Origin of the sequence: Variovorax sp. CAN15 (assembly GCF_030462475.1) — a bacterium.
Taxonomy (GTDB): domain Bacteria; phylum Pseudomonadota; class Gammaproteobacteria; order Burkholderiales; family Burkholderiaceae_C; genus Variovorax.
Map to the genome: position 1 here is coordinate 251,289 of NZ_JASMRZ010000002.1, position 20,640 is coordinate 271,928.

A 20,640-nucleotide genomic window follows, 5' to 3' on the forward strand; every position below is an offset into this window, starting at 1 on the left:
CGCCCGGCCGCTCCGAAGGGGGCTCGCACCGCAGCCCGCCAGGGCGGAGGTACTCCGTGAGCGCCTTGCTGCAGGACAGTCTGTCGGTGGCCATCCTGCGCATGCTCGCGCAGGAGCCCGACGGCACCGGCGTCTCGCTGCCGCGCCTGGGCAAGCGGCTCGGCCAGGGCGCCAGCGTGCTGATGCGCCGGCTCACGATGATGGGCGATGCCGCCATCGGCGGCGTGCGCGGCCCCGGCTGGGTGCGCGTGGTGCAGCACGATGATCGCTGGGTCGCGCACCTGCTCGATGCCGGCAGGGCGCAGGCGCAAACCCTGCCTCCCGAAGACGAAAACCGCGACTGAGCCGACAATGGCCGGCCCAGCCGGAGCCAATATGTCGCAGCCAGATATCGACGCCCCCGAAGACACCCTGCCGCCGCTGTCTCGGCACGCCGTGCGCGTGTTCGGCGAGCGCGGCGTCGCGCCCGAAGGCGAGCTGCGCGACGACACCCTCGCGGCCGAGGTGCCTGTGGCACTTGTGTTCAACGGCGTCTCGCACGCGGTGATGATGGCCACGCCGCAGGACATGGAGGCCTTCGCGCTCGGCTTCGCGCTGAGCGAGGGCATCCTCGACGCCGCCGCCGATTGCCGCGGCATCGACGTGCGCACTGTCGATGCATCCGAAGCCGGCCTGCCCGCCGGCATGCCTGGCATCGAGGTGCAGCTCGAGATCTCCACGCGCAGCTTCGAGCGCCTGAAAGACCGCCGCCGCAGCCTCGCGGGCCGCACCGGCTGCGGCGTCTGCGGTGTCGAGAGCTTCGCGGGCCTCGACCTCTCTCCGCAGCGCGTGCCCCGGCGCGACTGGATCGAACGCATCGACCTCGCGGCCGTGCTGCGCGCCTTCGCCGCCATGCCGCCGCGCCAGGTCTTCAACGCCGAGGCAGGCGCGATCCATGCGGCCGCATGGGCCACGGTCGACGGCGAACTCACCGACCTGATGGAAGACGTGGGCCGCCATAACGCGCTCGACAAGCTGCTCGGCAGGCTTGCGCTGGCAGGCCGCCTCGAGGAGCCGGGCTTCGTGCTGATGTCAAGCCGGGGCAGCCACGAACTGGTGCGCAAGTGCGCGCGACTCGGCATCGCGGCGATGGCGACCATCTCGGCGCCCACGGCCATGGGTGTACGCATGGCCGAGCTGTGCGGCCTGCGGTTCTGGGGCCTGTGCCGTGCGCCGCGGGGCGTGCTCTATGCCGATGGGCGTTGCAGCGACAGTTGAAGTGTCGCGGCCCTCATCGGTGCGAGTGCATTCGGCCGCTTTGATCTCGTGATATTGATAACAAAGGGCTGGTGAGTTGTTAATTTCAGCGCCGTTTACAAATGCAACGGTGTTGCATATCTAACGGAACACTCGAGAATTCTCCGAGACACGTTTGGCCACATATGTGCGGCCAAACGCAGCATGAAAATCCGCGCCCGCGGCGTATTCCTCGCCGCATTCATCCGGGTTCTCATGCTCTTTCGCCCTCGTTCGTGCGCGTCGCAAACGCTGCGCATCATCCCTGTAGCGTGCCTGCTGCTTGCAGCTTCGGCCGACGCGTCCGCTCAAGCCAATCCTTCCTCTCCCGATCCTTTCGTAGAGCAACTGCGCCAGCGCGAACGCGAGCGCGCCTTGCGCGAGCAACAGGAAGGAGCGGTCGACAGCCGCCTGCAGGGGCCTCAGGGAGCAGATCCGGGCCGCTTGCCCGAGGCGGAGTCACCTTGTTTCCGTATCGATCGCCTTGCGCTTGCAGGAGAGAGAGCCGCTGACTTCCAGTGGGCGCTGGATGCCGCCGCGGGAGCGGAAGAAGGCGACAGCCCCATCGGCAGATGCCTGGGTACGCGGGGAATCAACATCGTCATGGCCCGACTCCAGAGGGCCGTCATCGCAAGGGGATACGTCACCACACGCGTGCTGGCTGCGCCGCAGGATCTTGCCGCCGGCACCCTGACATTCACCTTGATTCCGGGGCGCATCGCGTCGATTCGAGGCGCAGCCGAGTCGGGTACTCGTCTGGAGGGAAATCGGCTCCTGCTTCCGGGTGCCATCCCCGCGCGCTCCGGTGACCTGCTCGACCTGAGAGACATCGAACAAGGCCTCGAGAACCTGAAACGCGTACCGACCGCCGAGGCAGACATCCAGATCGAGCCATCCGCCGAGCCCAATGCCCGACCGGGTGACAGCGACCTTGTCATCAAGTACGTGCAGCCACGGATGTTCCGCGGGGTGCTCAGCGTCGACGACAGTGGCACGGAGTCCACCGGCAGATACCAGGCCGGCGCTACCGTCTCGGCCGACAACCTCTTTGGCGTCAACGATCTTTTCTATGTCAATGCCAACCACAGCATCGACGGGTACGTGCTGGGAAACCCGCGTCGCGGCACCGAGGGCCAGACCGTCCATTACTCGCTGCCCTGGGGCTACTGGCTTCTGGGATTCACCGGTTCGAACAGCCGGTACCGGCAAGCCGTGGCGGGCCTGAACCAGGACTACATCTACGCCGGCAAGGCCAACAACGCAGAAATCAGGCTCTCGCGTCTCATCCATCGCGATCAGCGCCGCAGGACCACGGTTTCGATCCGTGCCTTGCGCCGCGAGTCGCGCAGCTTCATCGACGACACCCAGATCGAGAACCAGCATCGCGTGGTCGGCGGCTGGGAGGCCAGCCTTAGCCACAGGGCGTTCCTCGGCGATGCCACGCTGGATGGCACGTTCGCGTTCCGTCAGGGCACAGGGGCCTTCGGCGCCAGGCGAGCGCCGGAGGAGGCCTTCGACGAGGGAACCAGCCGCTTCCGCCTGGCGACGGCCGATGTGAGCCTCAACGTGCCTTTCAAGCTTGGCGAGCAGCGGTTGCGCTACGCAGGCCAGTGGCGCGCGCAGTGGAATCGCACCCAGCTCACGCCGCAGGACCGCTTCGGCATCGGCGGGCGCTACACCGTGCGCGGCTTCGACGGCGATACCAGCCTGCTCGCCGAGCGAGGCTGGCTGCTGCGCAACGACATCGGCTGGGCAGTGGGGCAGAGCGGAGCCGAGCTCTATGCAGGCATCGACTACGGCCAGGTGGGCGGCAAGTCGGTCGAGTGGCTGCCGGGCAATCACCTGGCGGGCGGCGTGATCGGCGTTCGCGGGGCTTGGAGAGGGTTGAACTACGACGTCTTCCTCGGTGCTCCGATCAGCAAGCCAGAGGGATACCGCACAGCCGGGATCACGACCGGGTTCAACCTCAACTTCAGTTTTTGAGGCGGAAGCAACGCTGGAGAGCGATCAAGGAAATCGTCGGCGATGCGAACTTTGCAATCGGTCGCCGGCTTGATTCGAGTTTGAGTTTCCGAGCTATCAGGGAGAGAAAAAATGAACAAGCATCTTCACCGAATCATCTTCAACCCCGCGCGCGGCATGCGCATGGTGGTTCAGGAAACGGCGGTCAGCGTCGGCCAGGGCGCCTCCAGAGGCACGCCCAGAGTCGTGAGAGGGAGCGCGGCCACAGTTGTGCTCCTCGGAGTGCTGGTTGGTGGAGTCGCCCACGCGCAGATCGTCGGCGCACCCAACGTTCCGGGCAATCTGCGACCGACTGTGCTGGTGGCGCCCAACGGTGTGCCGCTCGTCAACATTCAGGCGCCGTCGGCGGCAGGCGTGAGCCGCAACGTCTACAGCCAGTTCGACGTGATGGGCAATGGCGCCATTCTGAACAACAGCCGTGTGAACGCGCAGACGCAGCTCGGTGGCTTCGTGCAGGGAAACCCATGGCTGGCCAGGGGAGCGGCCCGTGTCATTCTCAATGAGGTCAATAGCGGAAATCCCACGCAATTGCGTGGTTACGTCGAGGTGGGCGGGCCGCGCGCGGAAGTGATCATTGCCAACCCGGCAGGCATCTCCGTGAATGGCGGCGGATTCATCAACGCATCGCGCGCGACGTTGACCACCGGCGTGCCGCAGCTCAATGCGGCGGGCGGGCTCGAGGGCTTCCTCGTGCGCAATGGCAGCGTCGGCATCGAAGGCACGGGGCTCGATGCGAGCAAGACGGACTATGCGGCGATCCTTTCGAGGGCCGTGCAGGTCAATGCGGGCATCTGGGCGAACGAGCTCAAGGTGGTCACGGGTGCCAACCACGTCAGTACTGATCATGGCAGCGTCACGCCCGCTGCAGGTACTAGGCCAGCACCGGCCTTTGCACTCGATGTCGCCGCGCTGGGAGGCATGTACGCCCGGAAAATCACTCTCATCGGCACGGAGACCGGGCTTGGCGTGCGCAATGCAGGCAACGTGGGCACGGGTACAGGCGGTCTTGTCGTGACGGTGCAAGGGCGGCTGGAGAACACAGGGACGCTCGAAGGGCCGCGGGTCCAACTCAACAGCGGCGCTGATATCGACAATCGCGCCGGCACCATCCGGCAGACCGGCATGGCCGGCCTCACGGTCGATTCGCCGGTGTTGGGCAACACGAACGGCGGTGTGATCGGTGCGGAGCCACTTACGCCGGCAACTGGCGTGGGCGGTGCGGCAATCGGCAGCGGCACGTCTGCCGCCCCCGCGACGCCGGATCCATCCATTCAGGGCGCAGAGGCCGCCGACCGTGGCGCATCGCCGACCCCGGCTCATGTTCCTGCGGCCCCTGGCACCATCAACGCCGTCGGCGCGATCCTGAACGACGGTGGCCGCATCTACGCGGGCGGTCCCGTCACGCTCAAGACACCGCAGATCAACAACGCTGGCGGCACGCTCAACGTGGCCACCATGGCCGTGACCGGTTCCAGCTTCAGCAACGCGGGTGGCACGCTCAACGTGAGCCAGAGCTTCGGTGCGAACGTCGGCCGGTTTGACAACGCAGGCGGCAAGCTCAATGCGGGTAGCCTGCAAATCACCACGAGCGACGATCTGGCCAATGTGGGCGGCACGCTCACCAGCGGCAGCGATGCGAGTCTTGCGATCGGAGGGAACGCCGACAATACGCGCGGCACCATCTCAGCCGTTGGTCGCTTGACGGCCGACGTAATGAAGGCCGTGAGTAACGGCGCCGGCACGCTGGTCGCGAATGAGGGCCTGACGCTCGGTGCCAGCGCACTGGACAACACCAAGGGCAGCATCCAGTCGGTCAACGCTGGCGCGCAACTCGCTGTCACCAATCAACTGGCCAGTACAGGCGGCGCGATTGGTGCCGGGACGAACCTCTCCGTGAAAGCGGGCGCGCTCGGCACCAGTGGAACGATCCGAGCGAGCAACGACATCACCCTCACTGTTGCTGGCGCGTTCGTCAACGACGGTCGCATCACCGCGGGCCGCGATACCACGATCACCGTCGGCAGTTTGGCATCGGGGAGCGCCAGTGCGCTCGGTGCCGGCGTACAGAACGACGGCAAGCCGGGCAGTGCGGGCAATCTGAGCGTCACGGCGTCGGACATGTTGGCTGCGAATGGAATCAACGTCGCCGCCGGCAATGCAATGTTGCAAGGCGCAAGTGTCGACCTGTCGAAGAGCCAGACCAGCGCGGCGAACATTTCCGTCACGGCGAAGCAGGGCAACGTGAGCACCAGCGACAAGGCCAAAGTCGTGACGCCCGGCACCATCGACATCACCGCCAACGCCCGGGCCGGGCAGACTTTGGTCAACGACACCGGCGTGCTCAATGCCGGCCGGGTGGACCTGAAGATCTCGAACATCACAAATACCCGTGGTGGCGAGATTGTGCAGACCGGGGCAGATGCGGCCGCCTTGGCCGTGTCCGGCACCTTGAACAACGATGGTGGGCGCATTGCCGGCAACAGCCATGACCTGAGCCTGAGTGCCGCCATGCTCAGAAACGCGGGTGGGAAGATCGAGCATGCGGGAGCGGGCACCTTGCGCATGGCGGGCGGCAGCTACAGCGGGGTTGGCGGCCAGATCGCCGGCAACGGCGCACTGGTTGTCGACGTAAGCAACGGCTTCACACAAGACAACGGCCGAACCGACGCCAGGCAAATCACCATCGATGCCGGTTCATTGAGCAATCGCGGCGGCAAGGTCTTCGGAACTTCGCTATCGGTCGACACCCGCGGAGGTGAACTGGACAACAGCGCCAAGGGCACCATGGCCGCAATGGGGGCTGTCGTGCTCCGATCGGGAGCCCTGAACAACGATACAGGCTTGATCCAGTCGGGCGATTCACTTCACATCGACACAAACGGCCAAGTACTGACCAACACCAATGCGGCAGGCTATCGGACCCAACCTGCAGACCCGACCGGCGGCATCGCGAGCGGCGGCAGGCTCACCCTGAAGACGGGCGACGTCAAAAACGTGGCCGGCTCCATCGGATCGAAGGGCGCTTTGACGGCCGATACCCAGGTCTTCACGAACACCGACGGTGTACTCATGGGCGGCCAGCCCGCCGCTCTCGGTGCGGACGGCAAGATGCGCAGTGGCACAGGCGGCGTGTTCCTGAGCGCAAAGTCTTTCAGCGGCGATGGCCAGATCATTTCCGCCAACGACCTGGGCATCGCACTTGTGCAGGACGTCACGAACAACGCAAGCATCGTCGTGGGTGGCAACCTGAGCTACGTCACCGCCGGAAAGCTCACGAACAACACGAAGCTGCGGGCAGGAGGAACGCTCACGGTGGGCGGAGGCAGCGTCGACAACAACGCCGGCGCCGAGATGTCGGGAGGCGACAGCATCGTCAACGCCGCCACAGCGTTGACCAATCGGGGCTTGATCGACAGCCAGGGATCGACGCAAATAGACTCCGGCGCGCTCAACAACGTCGGCACGGGCCGCATCTACGGCAACGCAGTGTCCGTCGCGGCCGGCACGCTCGACAACTACGCCGAAACCGTCGGCGGCGTGACCAGCGCCGGAACCATCGCGGCGCGCGAGACGCTGAACATCGGTGCCGGCACTGTCAGCAACCGCGAGCACGCGCTGATCTTCAGCGGCGGCGTGGGCACCAAGGCCATGAGCATCGGCGGCAAGCTCGACGGGAACCGCGAAGCCACAACGAGCGGCGGTGTCCTGAACAACCTGAGCGCGCGCATCGAGTCGTTGGGCGGCATGACCATCTCGATGGGACAGATCGCCAACCTCGACACGCACATCAAGCTCGGGCCGCAGACGACGACCAGGCAGTTCTCCCGAACCATCGGCGTGGAAGGCATCGGCCACTTCAAGCCGGAAGATGTTGCCTACACACCGGGCAAGCCCAACCTGGCGATACGCAACCCCGATGGCACCTGGAGGCCCGCCAACGGCCATGTCTGGGGCCTGTGGGACAAAACCGTCCTCACGACCACCGACACGGCCATCGATGCCGATCCTGCGACCATCGTCGCCGGCAGGGACATGACCCTCAATGGTGGCGGGCTGAACCGTGACAGCAAGATCACAGCCGGCGGCGTGCTGACGGCACCCGGCATCAGGAACGAGGCATTGCAAGGCCAGGTCACGACGCAGACGGCCTCCATCGTGCATTGGCGCGCAACCAAACGGGAACCCGACATCATCGAACCCGTATCGAGAGTGAGCAAGGACGTCGGGGCTTACGAGAAAACCGGCGGCCTCAACGCCACCCAGGGTTACGACGCAGGCAAGGCCGCCAGCGGCGCGAACGGCGGCAACCGCAATGTCACCATCGTCGAAGTGCCGGCCAACGTCGGTGCCGTCGTAAAAGCCGACAGCCGCAGTAGCCCCGGCGCCGGTGTCAGTAAAACCGTTCCGATGGTCGTGCGCACCAGCACCCCTCGGACTGATATTCCTCGGGCCAGCCTTTTCAGCCTGAATGGTGGCCCGCAAGGCTATCTTGTCGAGACCGACCCACGCTTTGCCAACTACCGCAGCTGGCTCAGCAGCGACTACTTGCTCAGTGGCCTCGGCCTGGACCCCAACAACATGCTCAAGCGCCTGGGTGACGGCTTCTACGAGCAGAAGCTCGTCCGCGAGCAGGTGGCACAGCTCACGGGCTATCGCTACCTGGGTGGCCACTACAGCGATGAAGAGCAGTACACGGCGCTCATGAACAACGGGGCCACCTTTGCCAGGCAGTACGGCTTGCGCCCGGGCATCGGCCTGTCGCAGGCCCAGATGGCCCAGCTGACCAGCGACATCGTCTGGCTGGTCGAGCAGACGGTGACGCTGCCCGACGGAAGCTTCCGGAACGTGCTGGCGCCGCAGTTGTACGTGCGCGTGCGGCATGGCGACGTCGACGGGTCGGGCGCGCTGCTGAGCGCCGATGCGACCTTCATCGAGGGCGATGGCGACCTCGTGAACACAGGCACCATCGCCGGGCGCACGCTGGTCAGGATCGACAAGGACAACGTCAGCAACCTCGGCGGACGCATTGCGGGCGCCGACCTTGCCATCCATGCCAGGACCGATCTCAACAACATCGGAGGAAGCATCACCGCTGGCGACTCTGCAACCCTGACGGCCGGTCGCGACATCAACATCGAGACAACCACCAGGACGCAGGGCGGGGCACTTGCCAGCAGGACCAACATCGACCGCGTGGCCGGGGTCTATGTGGGCAATCCGGGAGGCACCCTTGCGGCTTCTGCCGGGCGGGACGTCCGCCTCGCGGGCGCCATCGTCGCCAACACCGGCACGGACAGCAAGACGCTGCTGAAGGCCAGGCGAGACATCAGCATCTCGACGGTCAAGGAAGAGGAACACCAGGAGCGAGCCACCAGCCCGCGCAACTTCCACAGCCAGTCCAGTAGCCGAGAGGTCGGCAGCCAGATTGTCGGCGGCGGCGATGTGTCCCTGGACGCCGGAAGAGACATCCACATTCGTGGATCGGCTATCGACGCCGAGGGCGATCTGGCGGTCAAGTCCAGAGAAGGCGACGTGCGCATCGAGACCGGGCGCGCCACCGCCGCCGTCGATTCCGCGAGCGAAACCAGGAAGAGGGGCTTCCTGTCCAGCAAGACCACCACACAGCGCGACAGCCAGCGCGAAGACATGGCCATCGGCAGCACGCTGGGCGGTCGCAACATCGTGGTGTCGGGGCAGGACGTCACAGTGTCGGGCAGCGAGGTCATCGCCGACAAGAACACGGCCATCGTCGCAAAGCGCAATCTCTCCATTGAGGCCGATCGGAACACACACTCGGACAGCAGCTACCAAGGCACGGCCCAATCCGGACTCATGGGTTCCGGCGGCTTCGGCTTCACTATCGGCAGCCGCAGCCAGAGCACCGACACCCGAAGCGGCCGCACCACCGCGGCGCGCAGCACCGTGGGCAGCATCGGCGGCAACACGACGCTCATCGCCGGCAATCAGTACACACAGATCGGCAGCGACGTGGTCGCGTCCGATGGCGACGTGACCATCGCCGCGAAGAAGATCGCGATCCGCGAGGCGCGCGAAACCAGCCGCAGCGAAACGGAGCAAAAGCAGAAAAGCGGCGGCATGACCATCGCACTGACTGCGCCGGTCGTCAGCGCCGTGCAGAGCATTGGCAGCACGGCAAAGGCCATGAAGAACACCGGCAGCGGGCGCATGCAGGCGCTGGGTGCCGCTTCCATCGCGGCCGAGGCCAAAGGCGTGGCCGATGCCATGGCGAACGCCAACGTCACCAATCCGGCGCAATCAATGGGCGTCAACCTGTCGATTAGCCTCGGCGGCAGTCAGAACAAGAGCAATCGGACCGAGACCAGCGACACCGCGGCCGGCAGTCGCGTCGAAGGCAAGAACGTCACCATGCTCGCGCTCGGAGGCGGCAAGGAAAGCAACATCCTGGTGCAGGGCAGCGACATCGTCGCGCGCGACAGCGCGACCCTTGTCGCCGACAACCGCATCGACATTCTTGCGGCGCAAAGCACCAGCGAGCGTCACGGCACCAACCAGGGCAGCGGCGGCAGCGTGGGCGTGAGCTTCGGCACCAGCGGTCTGCTGTTCAACGTCGGCGCGAACGGCAGCAAGGGCAAATCCGACGGCAGTGACACCAGCTACACCAACAGCCATGTGAGCGCCGGCAACAGGGTCAGCCTTGCCAGCGGCGGCGACACGACGATCAGGGGCGGCGTGATCGAAGCCGATCGCGTGAGCGCCAAGGTCGGCGGCGACCTGAAGATCGAAAGCCTGCAGGACACCAGCACCTCGAGCAGCAGGCAGCAAAGCGTGGGTGGGTCGTTGAGCGTGGGAGTGGGCGTGTGGAGCGTCGGCGTGAGCGCCAGCAGCGCCAAAGCCGGCGGCAACTACGCGAGCGTGAGGGAGCAGTCGGGCATCAAGGCCGGAGACGGCGGCTTCGATGTCGACGTGAAGGGGCGCACTGAGCTGAAGGGCGCGGTGATAGAGAGCACGCAGGCAGCGGTGGACAGCGCGAAGAACACCTTCAAGTCGGCCGGGCTGATCACCAGCGACATCCAGAACATCGACACCTACAAGGCCAGCGGTGCGAGCCTGGGAGTGAGCGTCTCGGGACAACAGCCCAAAGGTGAGGACAAGAAGCCCATTCCGGGGTCGGCGTTCAAGGTGGGTTCGGGCGGCAGCGCTGGTGTGGGCAGCGCGTCGGGCCAGCAAGTGAGCGTGACCCGGGCCGGTATCAGCGGTATCGCGGGCGACCAGAGCGTGCGTACTGGGGTGGACGGCACGAATGCGTTGGTGAAGAAATGGGATGCCGAGAAGCTTGTCGGGGATGTGCAGGCGCAAGTGCAGATCACGCAAACCGCTGCGCCGAAGGCGGTGAAGGCTGTCGGGGAGTATGCGGACCGGCAGACCCTGAAATACGAGCGTGCGCAATTGCAGGCTTCGGTAGCACAACAGGTGCTGAACGACCCGACCGCTGGCGACGACCGCAGGGCGCAAGCCAAAACCGATCTGGCGGATGCCAACACCGTTCTCGCGGCGGAGCAGCAGAACTACGACAACTGGAAGGAGGGCGGGGCTTCACGCGTGCTCGCGCATGTCGTCGTCGGTGGGCTCACCGGCAATGCGCAAGGCGCGGCGGGTGCGGCAGTGGCTTCGGATGCCGCGCCAACCATCGAAGATCTGACTCGCAACTTGCCTGAGGGCGTCAAGGGTGCGGTAGGTGCAGGCTTGGCGGCCGCGTTGGGGGCGGTCGGCGGAGCGGCCGGGGCCGCGACGGCACTGAATGCTGATGTCAACAATCGCCAGTCCAGCGCAGCACAGCGAGATGCCCTGATTCGCCTTCAGCAAAGCAAGGGCGAGGTCGATCGGAAAAAGCTGGCCGATGCCATGTGCGCGATCTTGAAGTGCGCGGCCGGAGCGGATCCGAACAGCGCCGGATACGCCGCACTGGTTTCTTCGCAAAACCGTGGCGCGGACTACAAGGCTGAGCAGCAGTTGCTTCTCAAGACGGGGGTGTTCTCTGACTACGGATGGTCCGATGGGGCCATCGACATTGCGAGCACGCTCTTGCACAACGCCAAGGATGGGGTACAGGGGGCAGCCAGCGGCGCCGGGTACTTGGGGAATGCTGTCGCCCAAGACTTCAAGAACGCAGTAGCGTCGGCAAATCCGCCCGATATTCCGCCTGATGTGGATACCGGAGGCAAGCCGCCTACGGCGGGCGGCAGTGCGGTTGTTGTTGGGGCGATGCCTACGGTCTTGTGTGCTGCTCCGCCATTTTGTGTTCCAGGTTTGGCGCCGGTTGTGTCTGGGGGGAGGCTGGGGTATGCGCCTGGAAATGCAACTTTGTCATCTTCGAATGAAGAGAGTGGCTCGCTTCCTAGTAATGCTAATACGTCAAATCAAAGCAGCGGCGCTTTGGCCAACCTGCTCGGAAAGGAGCGAGAGCTTAAAGTCGCTGAAATTTCGGGAGGAAAAATTTCAAACGAAAAAATAATCACAGGGCGCGGCCATACGGATGTCGACGTCATTGGGCCAAATGGCGAACTGATTGGAGTGGGTGGGCCTGCGAAATCAAATAAGTTGTCAAATCTCGGAGGAGAAATTGCAAAACTGAAGGAAGAGGCTGCCAAACGGGGAGTTATAGTTCAATATTACATCACAGACTCGACGCCGCGTTCAGTTTATGAGTTTTTGGCAAAGAGACTGGGTGTAGAGAATGTCTTTATTTTTAAGGAGCCTTGATGACGATCGGCACACTTCGGGTTGTTTTGCCTCAGCCTTTTGAAAACGTACTAAATGATGTAAAAGAAATTTCATCCTTGCTTGGCTTGAGTCCAGTTGCTCCATCTTTTGGGAAAATCCTGGCATGGTCTTATGAAGGGGATGAGGTCGAATTGGAGGGGTGGTCTAGAGATGAATTGATTGAAAAGAAAATTCAGTTGGTGAGTTTTTGGAATTCGGATGGAGTTGATCTGATGGTGTCTTGGCAGTTGGTGGATGGCCATTGGAGTTTGGGGTTCTCGGAGGCAAGAGGCGCGTATTCTATGTTGGAGAAAGTATTTGGATATTTCGCGCGCAAGATGTCGATGCACCCCTTCAGAAAATCGAATGATTTGCCGGTTATTGTCTTTGGCTTTGAGTAATTTTCGAATCGTTAAGGAGTGCCAAGTTCTGCGTCAATTACGCGAGCGCACAGTTACCCACCAAAGTGGGGCGAAGGTGTTTTTCGACATCTACGTTGAGGGCTTTAATGACCCCGGGGGCATCGCGACCGAGATCATGCGGCAGTGATCGGGAACGTGAAAACACTCGCAGCAAGTCGGCACCTACCCAATGGCGGCCAAGGGCAGAGCCCCCCGAGCGATCTGCACAAACTGCCGCCTGTTCTATTTTTGCGCCTACCGACACGCCGCTGCCCGGGTCTCGGCAACATCCCGTCACCCCAGCGAAGTGAAGGGAGCGGTTGGTGCGGGCTTAGCAACTGGGTTGGGCGCGGCGGTTGGTGGAACCGCTGATGCGGCGACAGCACTGAATGCCGACGGCAACAATCGCCAGTCAAATGCCGCACAGCGAGATGCGCTCGCTCGCCTGCAGAAAGACAAGGGCGAGTCCGATCAGAAAAAGCTGGCCGATGCGATGTGCGCGCTTCTGAAGTGTGCGGCCGGGGCGGACCCGAACAGCGCCGGATATGCCGCACAGGTATCTTCGCAAAACCGAGGGGCCGACTATAAGGAAGAGCAGAAGTTGCTGCTCAATACGGGGGTGTTTTCCAACTATGGTTGGACCGATGGCGCTATCGACATCGCCAGCAGGCTTGTTCACAACGCCAGGGATGAGGTGCAAGGCGCCGCCAGTGGTGCTGGTTACCCTGGGAATGGGGTGGTCCAGGACTTCAAACTGGCATTTTTCGTTCGTATATAAATTTTGATAAAAATGGAAATGCTTTTGTTGGTAATGTCCATCCGATTAAATGAGAGATGCTGATATGGATTTTCTAAGGCTTGCTTTTGGAGAGCTAAATCTGAAATCTGATCAAGATGCCGCTATAAAGTTAGCGCTAAACTCAATTTTCATAGGCGATCGATTGCCAGAGCTTTCATGTTTGCTAACCGATGGCCATGAAATCGGCGGAGTTGAAGGGTGGCCGGGATGGCTAATTGAACGCAAAGATAAAATATCTTCTGAAATTTCGTATTATGCAAAATGGCCAAAAAATGCCGATTTTCATGTGCATGTTGAGCCCGGTGCACTTGAACTCGGTTATCCAGACATGTTTATGAGCGCAGAGGATTTTTGCCATTATGTGCGAATGGCAATTAAAGTGTATTTGATATCAGGTGCGGCCAATGATAATATTGCGAGGCAAATTAATTATCAAGTGAGTTGATGCTGTAAATAAATCGATGAAATGTATTTTCTTCTGGTTGACGGCCCGACTAGCGTATCGGTTCTGATTTGCCTGTTGGTACTACTGCAGGGGGTCACTCCAGGTCGTGATACCAACAACGAGATAACCATCAGCACACAAGGTGGAGCGCTCATCGGAAAGGCCAGCATTGACTGTGTGGCCGGAGTCTATGTGAGCAATCCGGGCAGCACACTGTTCGCCAGCGCAGGTCGCGATGTGAACCTGAGCGGTGGGATCATCGCCGATCAAGGTGCTGGCAGTCATACCTCGATCAAGGCAAAGAATGGCATCGATGCTTCAAGCTCTACGTTCCTGGAAGGCTTGGCATATGGAAGGGGGTCGCTCCCAGTCGCATTCGGGTTGAAGGTCTGCTCACACGAAGATGACTGTTTATCCAAAATGGTAATGAAAAAATGAAATTAGAATTTCATTGGTGCATCTCGGATGCGTACAACGATGGAATTCTCAGGCCAGCCTGCAAGTGCGCTGATCCTATAGATGAGTCGGATGAGATTATTTCTAATTATTTGATGGATGATAGTGGGGCTTCTTGTTCGGATTCTGTTTTCTGGATAAGTGAGTGTCTGGACAATATATCGCTCGTAAGGAAGTATGAAATAAAATCTATCGACATTGATCGAGAAGCTTGGGGGGGCGAGATTTTCAATTTGCGAGGTAAAGGTATATTCTTTATACGATGAGCGCTTTTTAAAGTTGGTTGCGCTGAATGCGATGGAGAGAGCTTTGAGGGAGTGGAAGGTTTTCTTGCAATCGCCCGCCGGAGAAGACGTAAGCCGAAAGATTGACTTGAATGACAGCGCTGACTGACTTGCTTTCGAACTTGCAGCTGATAGGTGAGCCTAGCGAGGCGGCCCGCTGTTCAACATCGGCGCGACCGGCAGCAAAGGCAAGTCCGACGGCACCGACACCAGCTACACCAACAGCCACGTGAGCGCCGGCAAGAAAGTGCGCCTCATGAGCGGTGACGACATGACGATCAGGGGCGGCGTGATCGCAGCCGACCGCTTGGCCGCCAAAGCGGGCGGCGACCCGAAGATCGAAGGCCTGCAAGACACCCGCACCTCAAGCACCAATCAGCGAAGCATGAGCTACTCCCTGCGCGCGGTCGTGGACGCCTGCAGCGCCAAGGCTAGTGGGTGGCAACAGACGAACCGAACTACTTCTTCTGCACCGACCGCTTACCCTTCAACATCAGCACTATCGCTCGTTTGGGCCAATCCCAACACCGCCTCAGCCACAACTCCGATCCCCTTATCCGACAGATCAGCCGCCACCACACTTCGGCGCTCCGCCCACGCCTTGAAATGCAGCTCCTGCGACTTCTGGTAATGCGGGTCGTAATGCAGCGCCATCAACTCCGCAAACAGATGCGGCAGATCCGCCTCATGCGCCCACTGCTGCCAGCGCGAGACGGTTTCCTTGCCCTGCAATTCCTTCAGCGCACCGAGCTTGTCTGCCAGCACGTCCCGGTCATCGCCCAAGTAGGCGTAATCGCGCAGCAGGTAAGCCAGCCGCGCCTCGGGCGTAGCCGACACTTCGATGCATCGCGCGGCACGCATCCGCGCCACCAGCGGCAGGGGCAGCGACAACCGCCCGATACGGATGCTCTCGCCCTCCACGTACAGCGGGCGCGAGAGATCCACGGTTTCGAGCACGGCCGCGATGCGCGTCTCGAAGTGTTTTTGCGAAGGCTGCGCCACGCCCGGCAGCGAACCGAGCAGCGAGCCCTTGTGGCGGGCGAAGTCTTCCAGGTCGAGCACCTGCGCGCCGCGCGCGGCCAGTGCGTGCAGCACGCGGGTCTTGGCGCTGCCGGTGGCGCCGCAGATCACGCGCAGGTCCAGCTTCGGGGTCAGCGTGTCGATCTGCGAGATCACGTGCCGGCGGAAGCTCTTGTAGCCGCCGGCGAGCTGCTGGGCGTCCCAGCCGACGAGGCGCAGCCAGGTGACCATCGAGCCGCTGCGCATGCCGCCGCGCCAGCAGTAGACCAGCGGCTTCCAGTTCTCGGGCCGGTCGGCCAGCGTCTCGCGCAGATGGCGCGCGATGTTGGCCGCCACCATCGCGCCGCCGATGCGGCGTGCCTCGAATGCGCCTGTCTGCACGTAGACGGTGCCGACGATGTGGCGTTCCTCGTCGTTCAGCACGGGGCAGTTGATGGCGCCGGGAATATGGTCGAGCGCGAACTCGGCCGGCGAGCGGGCGTCGATCAGCGTGTCGAAGGCGTGGCGGTCGCCCACCCGCACGGGCTGGCGATGACTCATGGCGGAAGGGACCTCATGTCCCCGATTGTCGGCGACAGGGGCAATCAGGCGTAGGCTGGCCCCAGGCCCTTGCGCAAGCGAGCGCTCGCAAAGTCCACCAGCGTGACGAGCATGAACATCGCGATCAGCACCGTCATCGCCTGCTGCTGCTGGAAGATCGACAGGTGGAAGTACAGCAGCTGCCCCAGCCCGCCGCCGCCCACGAAGCCCAGCACGGCCGCCATGCGGATGTTCATTTCCCAGCGGTAGAGCGTGTAGGCCACCCATTGCGGCAGCACCAGCGGCAGGCTGGCATAGCTGAAGGCGGTGACGGCATTGGCGCCCGACAGCGTCAGGGCCTGCTCGGGCTCGCGCGGCGCGTTCTCCAGCGCCTCGGCGAAAAGGCGGCCCAGCACGCCCGTGGTGTGCAGCGACAGTGCAAGCGCGCCCGCGAAAGGGCCGATGCCGGCGGCCAGCACCATCAGCGCGGCCCACACCAGCTCGGGCACGCTGCGCAGGAAGTTGAGCGCAAAGCGCGCGACATGGCGCGGCAGCCATCCCGCTCGGCCGGAGGCCGGCAGCGCCAGCACCGCACCTGCGAGCGCCGCCAGCACGGTGCCCAGGGCCGACACCGCCAGCGTCTGCAACGCGCCGGTACCCGCCTTGGCGAGAAACTCGGGCGAGAGATCGGGCGGGAAGAACTCCGCGATGAACTTGCCCATGAGCCGCAGCGATTCCATCGAACCGAGCGCGCGATAGTCGATGCCCAGGTAGACGAAGCTCGCGACCACCGCCGCGCCGATCAGCAGCAGGGCGATGCGGCAGCGCCAGCACGGCGGCGGGCGTGGAGGCAGCGCACGGTTCGTCGTCATGCCAGCAGCCTCCGCAGCGCGCTGCTCAGCAGGTCGGCCAGCAGCACCAGCACCAGGAACACCAGCAGGATGCTGCTGGCTTCGCCGCCGTTGAGCATCTTCATCGACTGGTCCATCAACTGCCCCAGGCCGCCCGCGCCCACGAAGCCCATCACCACCGACGCGCGCACCGCGCATTCCCAGCGGTAGACGGTGTACGAGGCCAGCTCCTGCGCCGTGTTCGGCAGCAGGCCGTAGCAAAGCGCAGCCAGCCGCCCGCTGCCGCCTTCGAGCAGGGCGCGGGCCGGGCGCGTGTCGGCCGATTCGAGGATCTCCGCATAGACCTTGCCCAGCATGCCGCCGTAGGTGATGGCCAGCGCCAGCACGCCGGAGGCCGGGCCGAGCCCGAGCGCACGCACGAACAGCAGTGCCCAGACGATCTCCGGAATGGCGCGCAGCACCATCAGCAGCCAGCGCGCCGCCTGCCGCACGATGCCCGCCTGGACCCGGCCCGGTCCCGGCCCGATGCGCGAGATGGAAAGCGCGCGCGTCGTCACGAAGCCCAGCGGCGCGCCGATCAGCAGCGCGAGCGCGGTGCCGGCCGTGGCCATGGCCAGCGTCTCCAGCGTGGCCTTGAAGAGCAGCGCGAGAAAGGCCGGCGAGCCGTCCGGCGGAAAGAAGCCCGCCAGGAAGCCGCCGATGACCGCCAGATTGCCGCTGCCGAAGAGCGCCCACGGCTTGAATTCGGACAGCGCCAGCATCGGCCATGCGATGACGAGCGCCGCGACGCAGGCGGCCAGCCGGCGCGTGGCGCGCGGATCGCGCAAAGCTACGGCCGCGCTCAAGGGCAGTCCGGCCGGTGGAAGGCCGCCTCGACCGCCGCGCCGGCCGGCAGCGGCCGCTGCGTCGCGACGCCGCCTTCGCTCGCGTAGAGCGCGTCGAGCATTTCGGGCGTGACTTGCGCGGCCGGCAGGTCGAACATCACCATTCCACCGCGCATGCCGACGACGCGCGGAAACCAGCGCAGCGCGAGGTCCACCGCGTGCAGCGAAGCCATCAGTGTGGCGTTCGTGGCTTCGCTCTGCGCGACGAGCTGGCCGATGGCGGCATCTGCCAGGGTCGGGTCGAGCGCGGACACCGGCTCGTCCGCCAGCAGCAGCGCCGGGCGCTGGTACAGCACGCGCGCGATGCCCACGCGCTGCAGCTGGCCGCCGGAGAGCCGGTCGCAGCGTTCGAAGAGCCGCTCCTCCATGCCCAGCCGCGCGAGCGCCTCGTGCGCGCCGGCGATGTCCGAGGGATGAAACAGCGAGCCCAGCGCACGCAGCGTCGACCACTCGCCGAGCCGCCCCGCGAGCACGGCAGTGACCGCGCGCAGCCTCGGCGCGATGGGAGGCGACTGGTGCACCGTGCCGATGCGGGCGCGCAGCTTCTTCAGCGCCGCGGCCGGCAGTTGCCAGGGCTTCGCGCCCAGCACCTGCGCCTCGCCCTCGGTGGGCCGCAACGCCGCGCCGAGCACGCGCAGCAGCGTGGTCTTTCCCGCCCCCGAGGGCCCGATGACGGCGATGCGCTCGCCGTCGCGCGCGGCCAGCGTCACGCCGGCCAGCGCGCGCTGGCCGTTGGGGTGGACCATACCGACGGCAGTGAGGGAGAAGCTCATGCCAGGGGGCTTCCCGAGGCCATCCCCTCACCCCAGCCCTCTCCCGCAAGCGGGAGAAGGAGCCAGCAGCCGCTCCCTGCGTTGCCCCCTCTCCCGCTTGCGGGAGAGGGTCGGGGTGAGGGTGTCCCCGCCGCCCGACGAATCACTTGATCAGACCGGCCGACTTGCCCGCCGTCTCGATCCCGTCGTAGTTCGACGACTTGGTCGGAATGAACTTGCTCGCGCGCTGCAGCGCCATGATTTCCTTGTGCGCCGGGTTGGCTGGGTCGAGCTTCAGGAAGGCGTCGGTCAGCTTCTTGGTGAGCGCAGGGTCGAGGCCGGGGCGTACCGTCCAGTTGTAGTCGTAGTAGGTGGGTGTGGTGGCCAGCACACGCACCTTGGCGGCGTTCGGGTTCTTGGCCTCGACCAGCTTGTCCCACACCGAGGCGTTGAGCACGCCGGCCTCGGCGCGCGATGCGGCCACGAAGGCCACCGTGGCGTCGTGCGCGCCCGAGAAGGCGACCGTCTTGAAGTCTTTCTCGGGGTTGATGCCTGCCTGCAGCAGGAAGTAGCGCGGCATCAGGCTGCCCGAGGTGGAGGAGGGCGCGCCGAAGGCAAAGGTCTTGCCCTTCAGGTCGGCCAGCGTCTTCGCGGTGCTGTCCACCGGCACGATGAACTTGCTGGTGAACACCTCGTCCTCCGCGCGCTGCACGATCGGCACCGCGCCGCCGTTGGTGCGGATGCGCGCCTGCACGAAGGTGAAGCCGCCGAGCCAGGCCAGGTCGATCTTGTTGGTGGCCAGGCCTTCGACCACGGCGGCGTAGTCGGTCACGGGCGTGAACTGCACGTCCATGCCGGTTTCCTTCTTCAGGTAGTCGCCCAGCGGCGTGAACTTGCGCTGCAGCTCGGTGGGCGCCTCGTCGGGAATGGCCGAGACGCGCAGCACGCCCTGGGCGAAGGCGCCGAAGCTCGCGACGGAAACGGTCAGGGCAAGGGCCAGTCGGGTGAGTGTCTTTTTCATGGATGCGCCTCTGGGGCTTGCGGTTTTGGAAAGGACGGGATTGTAGAAAGCGGGCCCGATTCGATAATCGCGCCATGAACCCGACTCTCATGAACCCGCTCGCGCCTTTGCGCCTCACGAGTTTTTCGCATGGTGGCGGCTGCGGCTGCAAGATCGCGCCCGGCGTGCTGTCGCAGATCCTGAAGAACCAGGCCGGCGGGCTGATCCCGCCGGAGCTCATGGTGGGCATCGAGACCGCCGACGACGCGGCCGTCTACCGGCTCAACGACCAGCAGGCGCTGATCGCGACCACCGACTTCTTCATGCCCATCGTGGACGACCCCTACGAGTTCGGCCGCATCGCCGCGACCAACGCGATCAGCGACGTGTACGCCATGGGCGGGCGCCCGATCATGGCGCTGGCGCTCGTGGCCATGCCGATCAACCAGCTGCCGGTGGAAGTCATCGCCGAGATCGTGCGCGGCGGGCAGGACGTCTGCCGCGCGGCCGGCATCCCGATTGCGGGCGGCCACACCATCGATTCGGTCGAACCCATCTACGGTCTCGTCGCCATGGGCCTCGTGCACCCCGATCGCGTGCGCCGCAACGCCGACGCCAAGGCCGGCGACGTGCTCGTGCTGGGCAAGCCGCTGGGCGTGGGCGTGCTTTCGGCGGCGCTCAAGAAGGAACAGCTCTCCGAGACCGGCTACCGGCAACTGATCGAGAACACGACGAAGCTCAACACGCCCGGCATCGCGCTGTCGGCGCTGGACGGCGTGCACGCGCTGACCGACGTGACCGGCTTCGGCCTGGCCGGCCACACGCTCGAACTGGCGCGCGGCGCGAAGCTCACGGCCATCGTCGAGTGGTCGAAGGTGCCACTGCTGGAAAACGTGCTCGCCATGGCCGCCGAAGGCTTCGTCACCGGCGCCTCCGGGCGCAACTGGGCGGGCTACGGTGCCGAAGTGAGCCTCGCGCCCGGACTGCACGCCACCACGCAGAACCTGCTGAGCGACCCGCAGACCTCGGGTGGCCTGCTCGTGAGTTGCGCGCCCGATGCGGTCGATGCGGTGCTGAAGGTCTTCCGCGACGAAGGCTTTGCGCGCGCGGCCGTCATCGGCCGTGTGGAAGCCGGCCAGCCCTCGCTGCACGTGGTGCCCTGAAGAAGCAGTTCTACGCCGACTCGTCGA

Annotated in this window: 14 protein-coding genes and 1 pseudogene; 10 read left to right on the forward strand and 5 right to left on the reverse strand. The window is 64.2% G+C overall.

Annotation, left to right across the window (positions count from 1 at the left end; translation table 11 throughout):
* Window positions 1-56 precede the first annotated feature (56 nt).
* From QMO14_RS02880 to QMO14_RS33350, 9 genes and pseudogenes are all read left to right on the forward strand, one after another.
* Entirely contained in the window at window positions 57-344 is a 288-nt protein-coding gene (locus QMO14_RS02880; protein ID WP_301504243.1) for a hypothetical protein, read from the forward strand.
* Window positions 345-375: 31 nt separating this feature from the next.
* Entirely contained in the window at window positions 376-1,257 is an 882-nt protein-coding gene (fdhD, locus tag QMO14_RS02885) for a formate dehydrogenase accessory sulfurtransferase FdhD (protein ID WP_301504245.1), read from the forward strand.
* A 183-nt stretch (window positions 1,258-1,440) separates the two neighbouring features.
* Window positions 1,441-3,258 (forward strand): ShlB/FhaC/HecB family hemolysin secretion/activation protein, encoded by a 1,818-nt coding sequence (locus QMO14_RS02890; protein ID WP_301504247.1) that lies wholly within the window; start codon window positions 1,441-1,443, stop codon window positions 3,256-3,258.
* Window positions 3,259-3,369: 111 nt separating this feature from the next.
* The gene (locus tag QMO14_RS02895) at window positions 3,370-12,039 is read left to right on the forward strand and encodes a hemagglutinin repeat-containing protein (protein WP_301504249.1); all 8,670 of its coding nucleotides are present in this window, start codon (window positions 3,370-3,372) and stop codon (window positions 12,037-12,039) included.
* Window positions 12,039-12,440, forward strand: coding sequence for a hypothetical protein (locus QMO14_RS02900; protein ID WP_301504251.1), 402 nt, complete (start codon window positions 12,039-12,041; stop codon window positions 12,438-12,440). The genes QMO14_RS02895 and QMO14_RS02900 overlap by 1 nt, the downstream gene beginning before the upstream one ends.
* Before the next feature lie 190 nt (window positions 12,441-12,630).
* Entirely contained in the window at window positions 12,631-13,218 is a 588-nt protein-coding gene (locus tag QMO14_RS02905; RefSeq protein ID WP_301504253.1) for a hypothetical protein, read from the forward strand.
* Between the two features lie 49 nt (window positions 13,219-13,267).
* Complete coding sequence (locus QMO14_RS02910; RefSeq protein WP_301504254.1) at window positions 13,268-13,684, forward strand: hypothetical protein; 417 nt, start codon at window positions 13,268-13,270, stop codon at window positions 13,682-13,684.
* Window positions 13,685-13,705: 21 nt separating this feature from the next.
* Window positions 13,706-14,122 (forward strand): hypothetical protein, encoded by a 417-nt coding sequence (locus QMO14_RS02915; RefSeq protein WP_301504255.1) that lies wholly within the window; start codon window positions 13,706-13,708, stop codon window positions 14,120-14,122.
* A gap of 468 nt (window positions 14,123-14,590) precedes the next feature.
* Window positions 14,591-14,746: pseudogene (locus QMO14_RS33350) on the forward strand (hemagglutinin repeat-containing protein); the annotation flags it as partial.
* A gap of 158 nt (window positions 14,747-14,904) precedes the next feature.
* Here QMO14_RS33350 and mnmH read toward each other — a convergent pair.
* The 5 genes from mnmH to QMO14_RS02945 all read right to left on the reverse strand — a co-directional run bounded on the left by mnmH (window position 14,905) and on the right by QMO14_RS02945 (window position 19,471).
* Window positions 14,905-15,984, reverse strand: coding sequence for a tRNA 2-selenouridine(34) synthase MnmH (gene mnmH, locus QMO14_RS02925; RefSeq protein WP_301504259.1), 1,080 nt, complete (start codon window positions 15,982-15,984; stop codon window positions 14,905-14,907).
* Window positions 15,985-16,028: 44 nt separating this feature from the next.
* Complete coding sequence (gene phnE / locus QMO14_RS02930; protein ID WP_301504260.1) at window positions 16,029-16,835, reverse strand: phosphonate ABC transporter, permease protein PhnE; 807 nt, start codon at window positions 16,833-16,835, stop codon at window positions 16,029-16,031.
* Entirely contained in the window at window positions 16,832-17,659 is an 828-nt protein-coding gene (locus tag QMO14_RS02935; RefSeq protein ID WP_301504262.1) for an ABC transporter permease, read from the reverse strand. Before QMO14_RS02935 ends, phnE begins: the two co-directional genes overlap by 4 nt.
* Window positions 17,656-18,471 (reverse strand): phosphonate ABC transporter ATP-binding protein, encoded by an 816-nt coding sequence (locus QMO14_RS02940; RefSeq protein ID WP_301504264.1) that lies wholly within the window; start codon window positions 18,469-18,471, stop codon window positions 17,656-17,658. Before QMO14_RS02940 ends, QMO14_RS02935 begins: the two co-directional genes overlap by 4 nt.
* A gap of 142 nt (window positions 18,472-18,613) precedes the next feature.
* Window positions 18,614-19,471, reverse strand: a complete 858-nt coding sequence (locus QMO14_RS02945; protein WP_301504265.1) for a putative selenate ABC transporter substrate-binding protein — start codon at window positions 19,469-19,471, stop codon at window positions 18,614-18,616.
* Between the two features lie 74 nt (window positions 19,472-19,545).
* Here QMO14_RS02945 and selD point away from each other — a divergent pair, with 74 nt between their 5' ends.
* Complete coding sequence (gene selD / locus QMO14_RS02950; protein WP_301504267.1) at window positions 19,546-20,613, forward strand: selenide, water dikinase SelD; 1,068 nt, start codon at window positions 19,546-19,548, stop codon at window positions 20,611-20,613.
* Window positions 20,614-20,640: the final 27 nt, after the last annotated feature.

Excerpts from the sequence above, each read along its gene's own strand:
- fdhD (WP_301504245.1), top strand. The coding sequence starts at position 376 with ATGTCGCAGCCAGATATCGACGCCCCCGAAGACACCCTGCCGCCGCTG.
- QMO14_RS02890 (WP_301504247.1), top strand. The coding sequence starts at position 1,441 with ATGAAAATCCGCGCCCGCGGCGTATTCCTCGCCGCATTCATCCGGGTT.
- QMO14_RS02895 (WP_301504249.1), top strand. The coding sequence starts at position 3,370 with ATGAACAAGCATCTTCACCGAATCATCTTCAACCCCGCGCGCGGCATG.
- QMO14_RS02900 (WP_301504251.1), top strand. The coding sequence starts at position 12,039 with ATGACGATCGGCACACTTCGGGTTGTTTTGCCTCAGCCTTTTGAAAAC.
- QMO14_RS02905 (WP_301504253.1), top strand. The coding sequence starts at position 12,631 with ATGGCGGCCAAGGGCAGAGCCCCCCGAGCGATCTGCACAAACTGCCGC.
- QMO14_RS02910 (WP_301504254.1), top strand. The coding sequence starts at position 13,268 with ATGAGAGATGCTGATATGGATTTTCTAAGGCTTGCTTTTGGAGAGCTA.
- QMO14_RS02915 (WP_301504255.1), top strand. The coding sequence starts at position 13,706 with ATGTATTTTCTTCTGGTTGACGGCCCGACTAGCGTATCGGTTCTGATT.
- mnmH (WP_301504259.1), bottom strand. The coding sequence starts at position 15,984 with ATGAGTCATCGCCAGCCCGTGCGGGTGGGCGACCGCCACGCCTTCGAC.
- phnE (WP_301504260.1), bottom strand. The coding sequence starts at position 16,835 with ATGACGACGAACCGTGCGCTGCCTCCACGCCCGCCGCCGTGCTGGCGC.
- QMO14_RS02940 (WP_301504264.1), bottom strand. The coding sequence starts at position 18,471 with ATGAGCTTCTCCCTCACTGCCGTCGGTATGGTCCACCCCAACGGCCAG.
- QMO14_RS02945 (WP_301504265.1), bottom strand. The coding sequence starts at position 19,471 with ATGAAAAAGACACTCACCCGACTGGCCCTTGCCCTGACCGTTTCCGTC.
- selD (WP_301504267.1), top strand. The coding sequence starts at position 19,546 with ATGAACCCGACTCTCATGAACCCGCTCGCGCCTTTGCGCCTCACGAGT.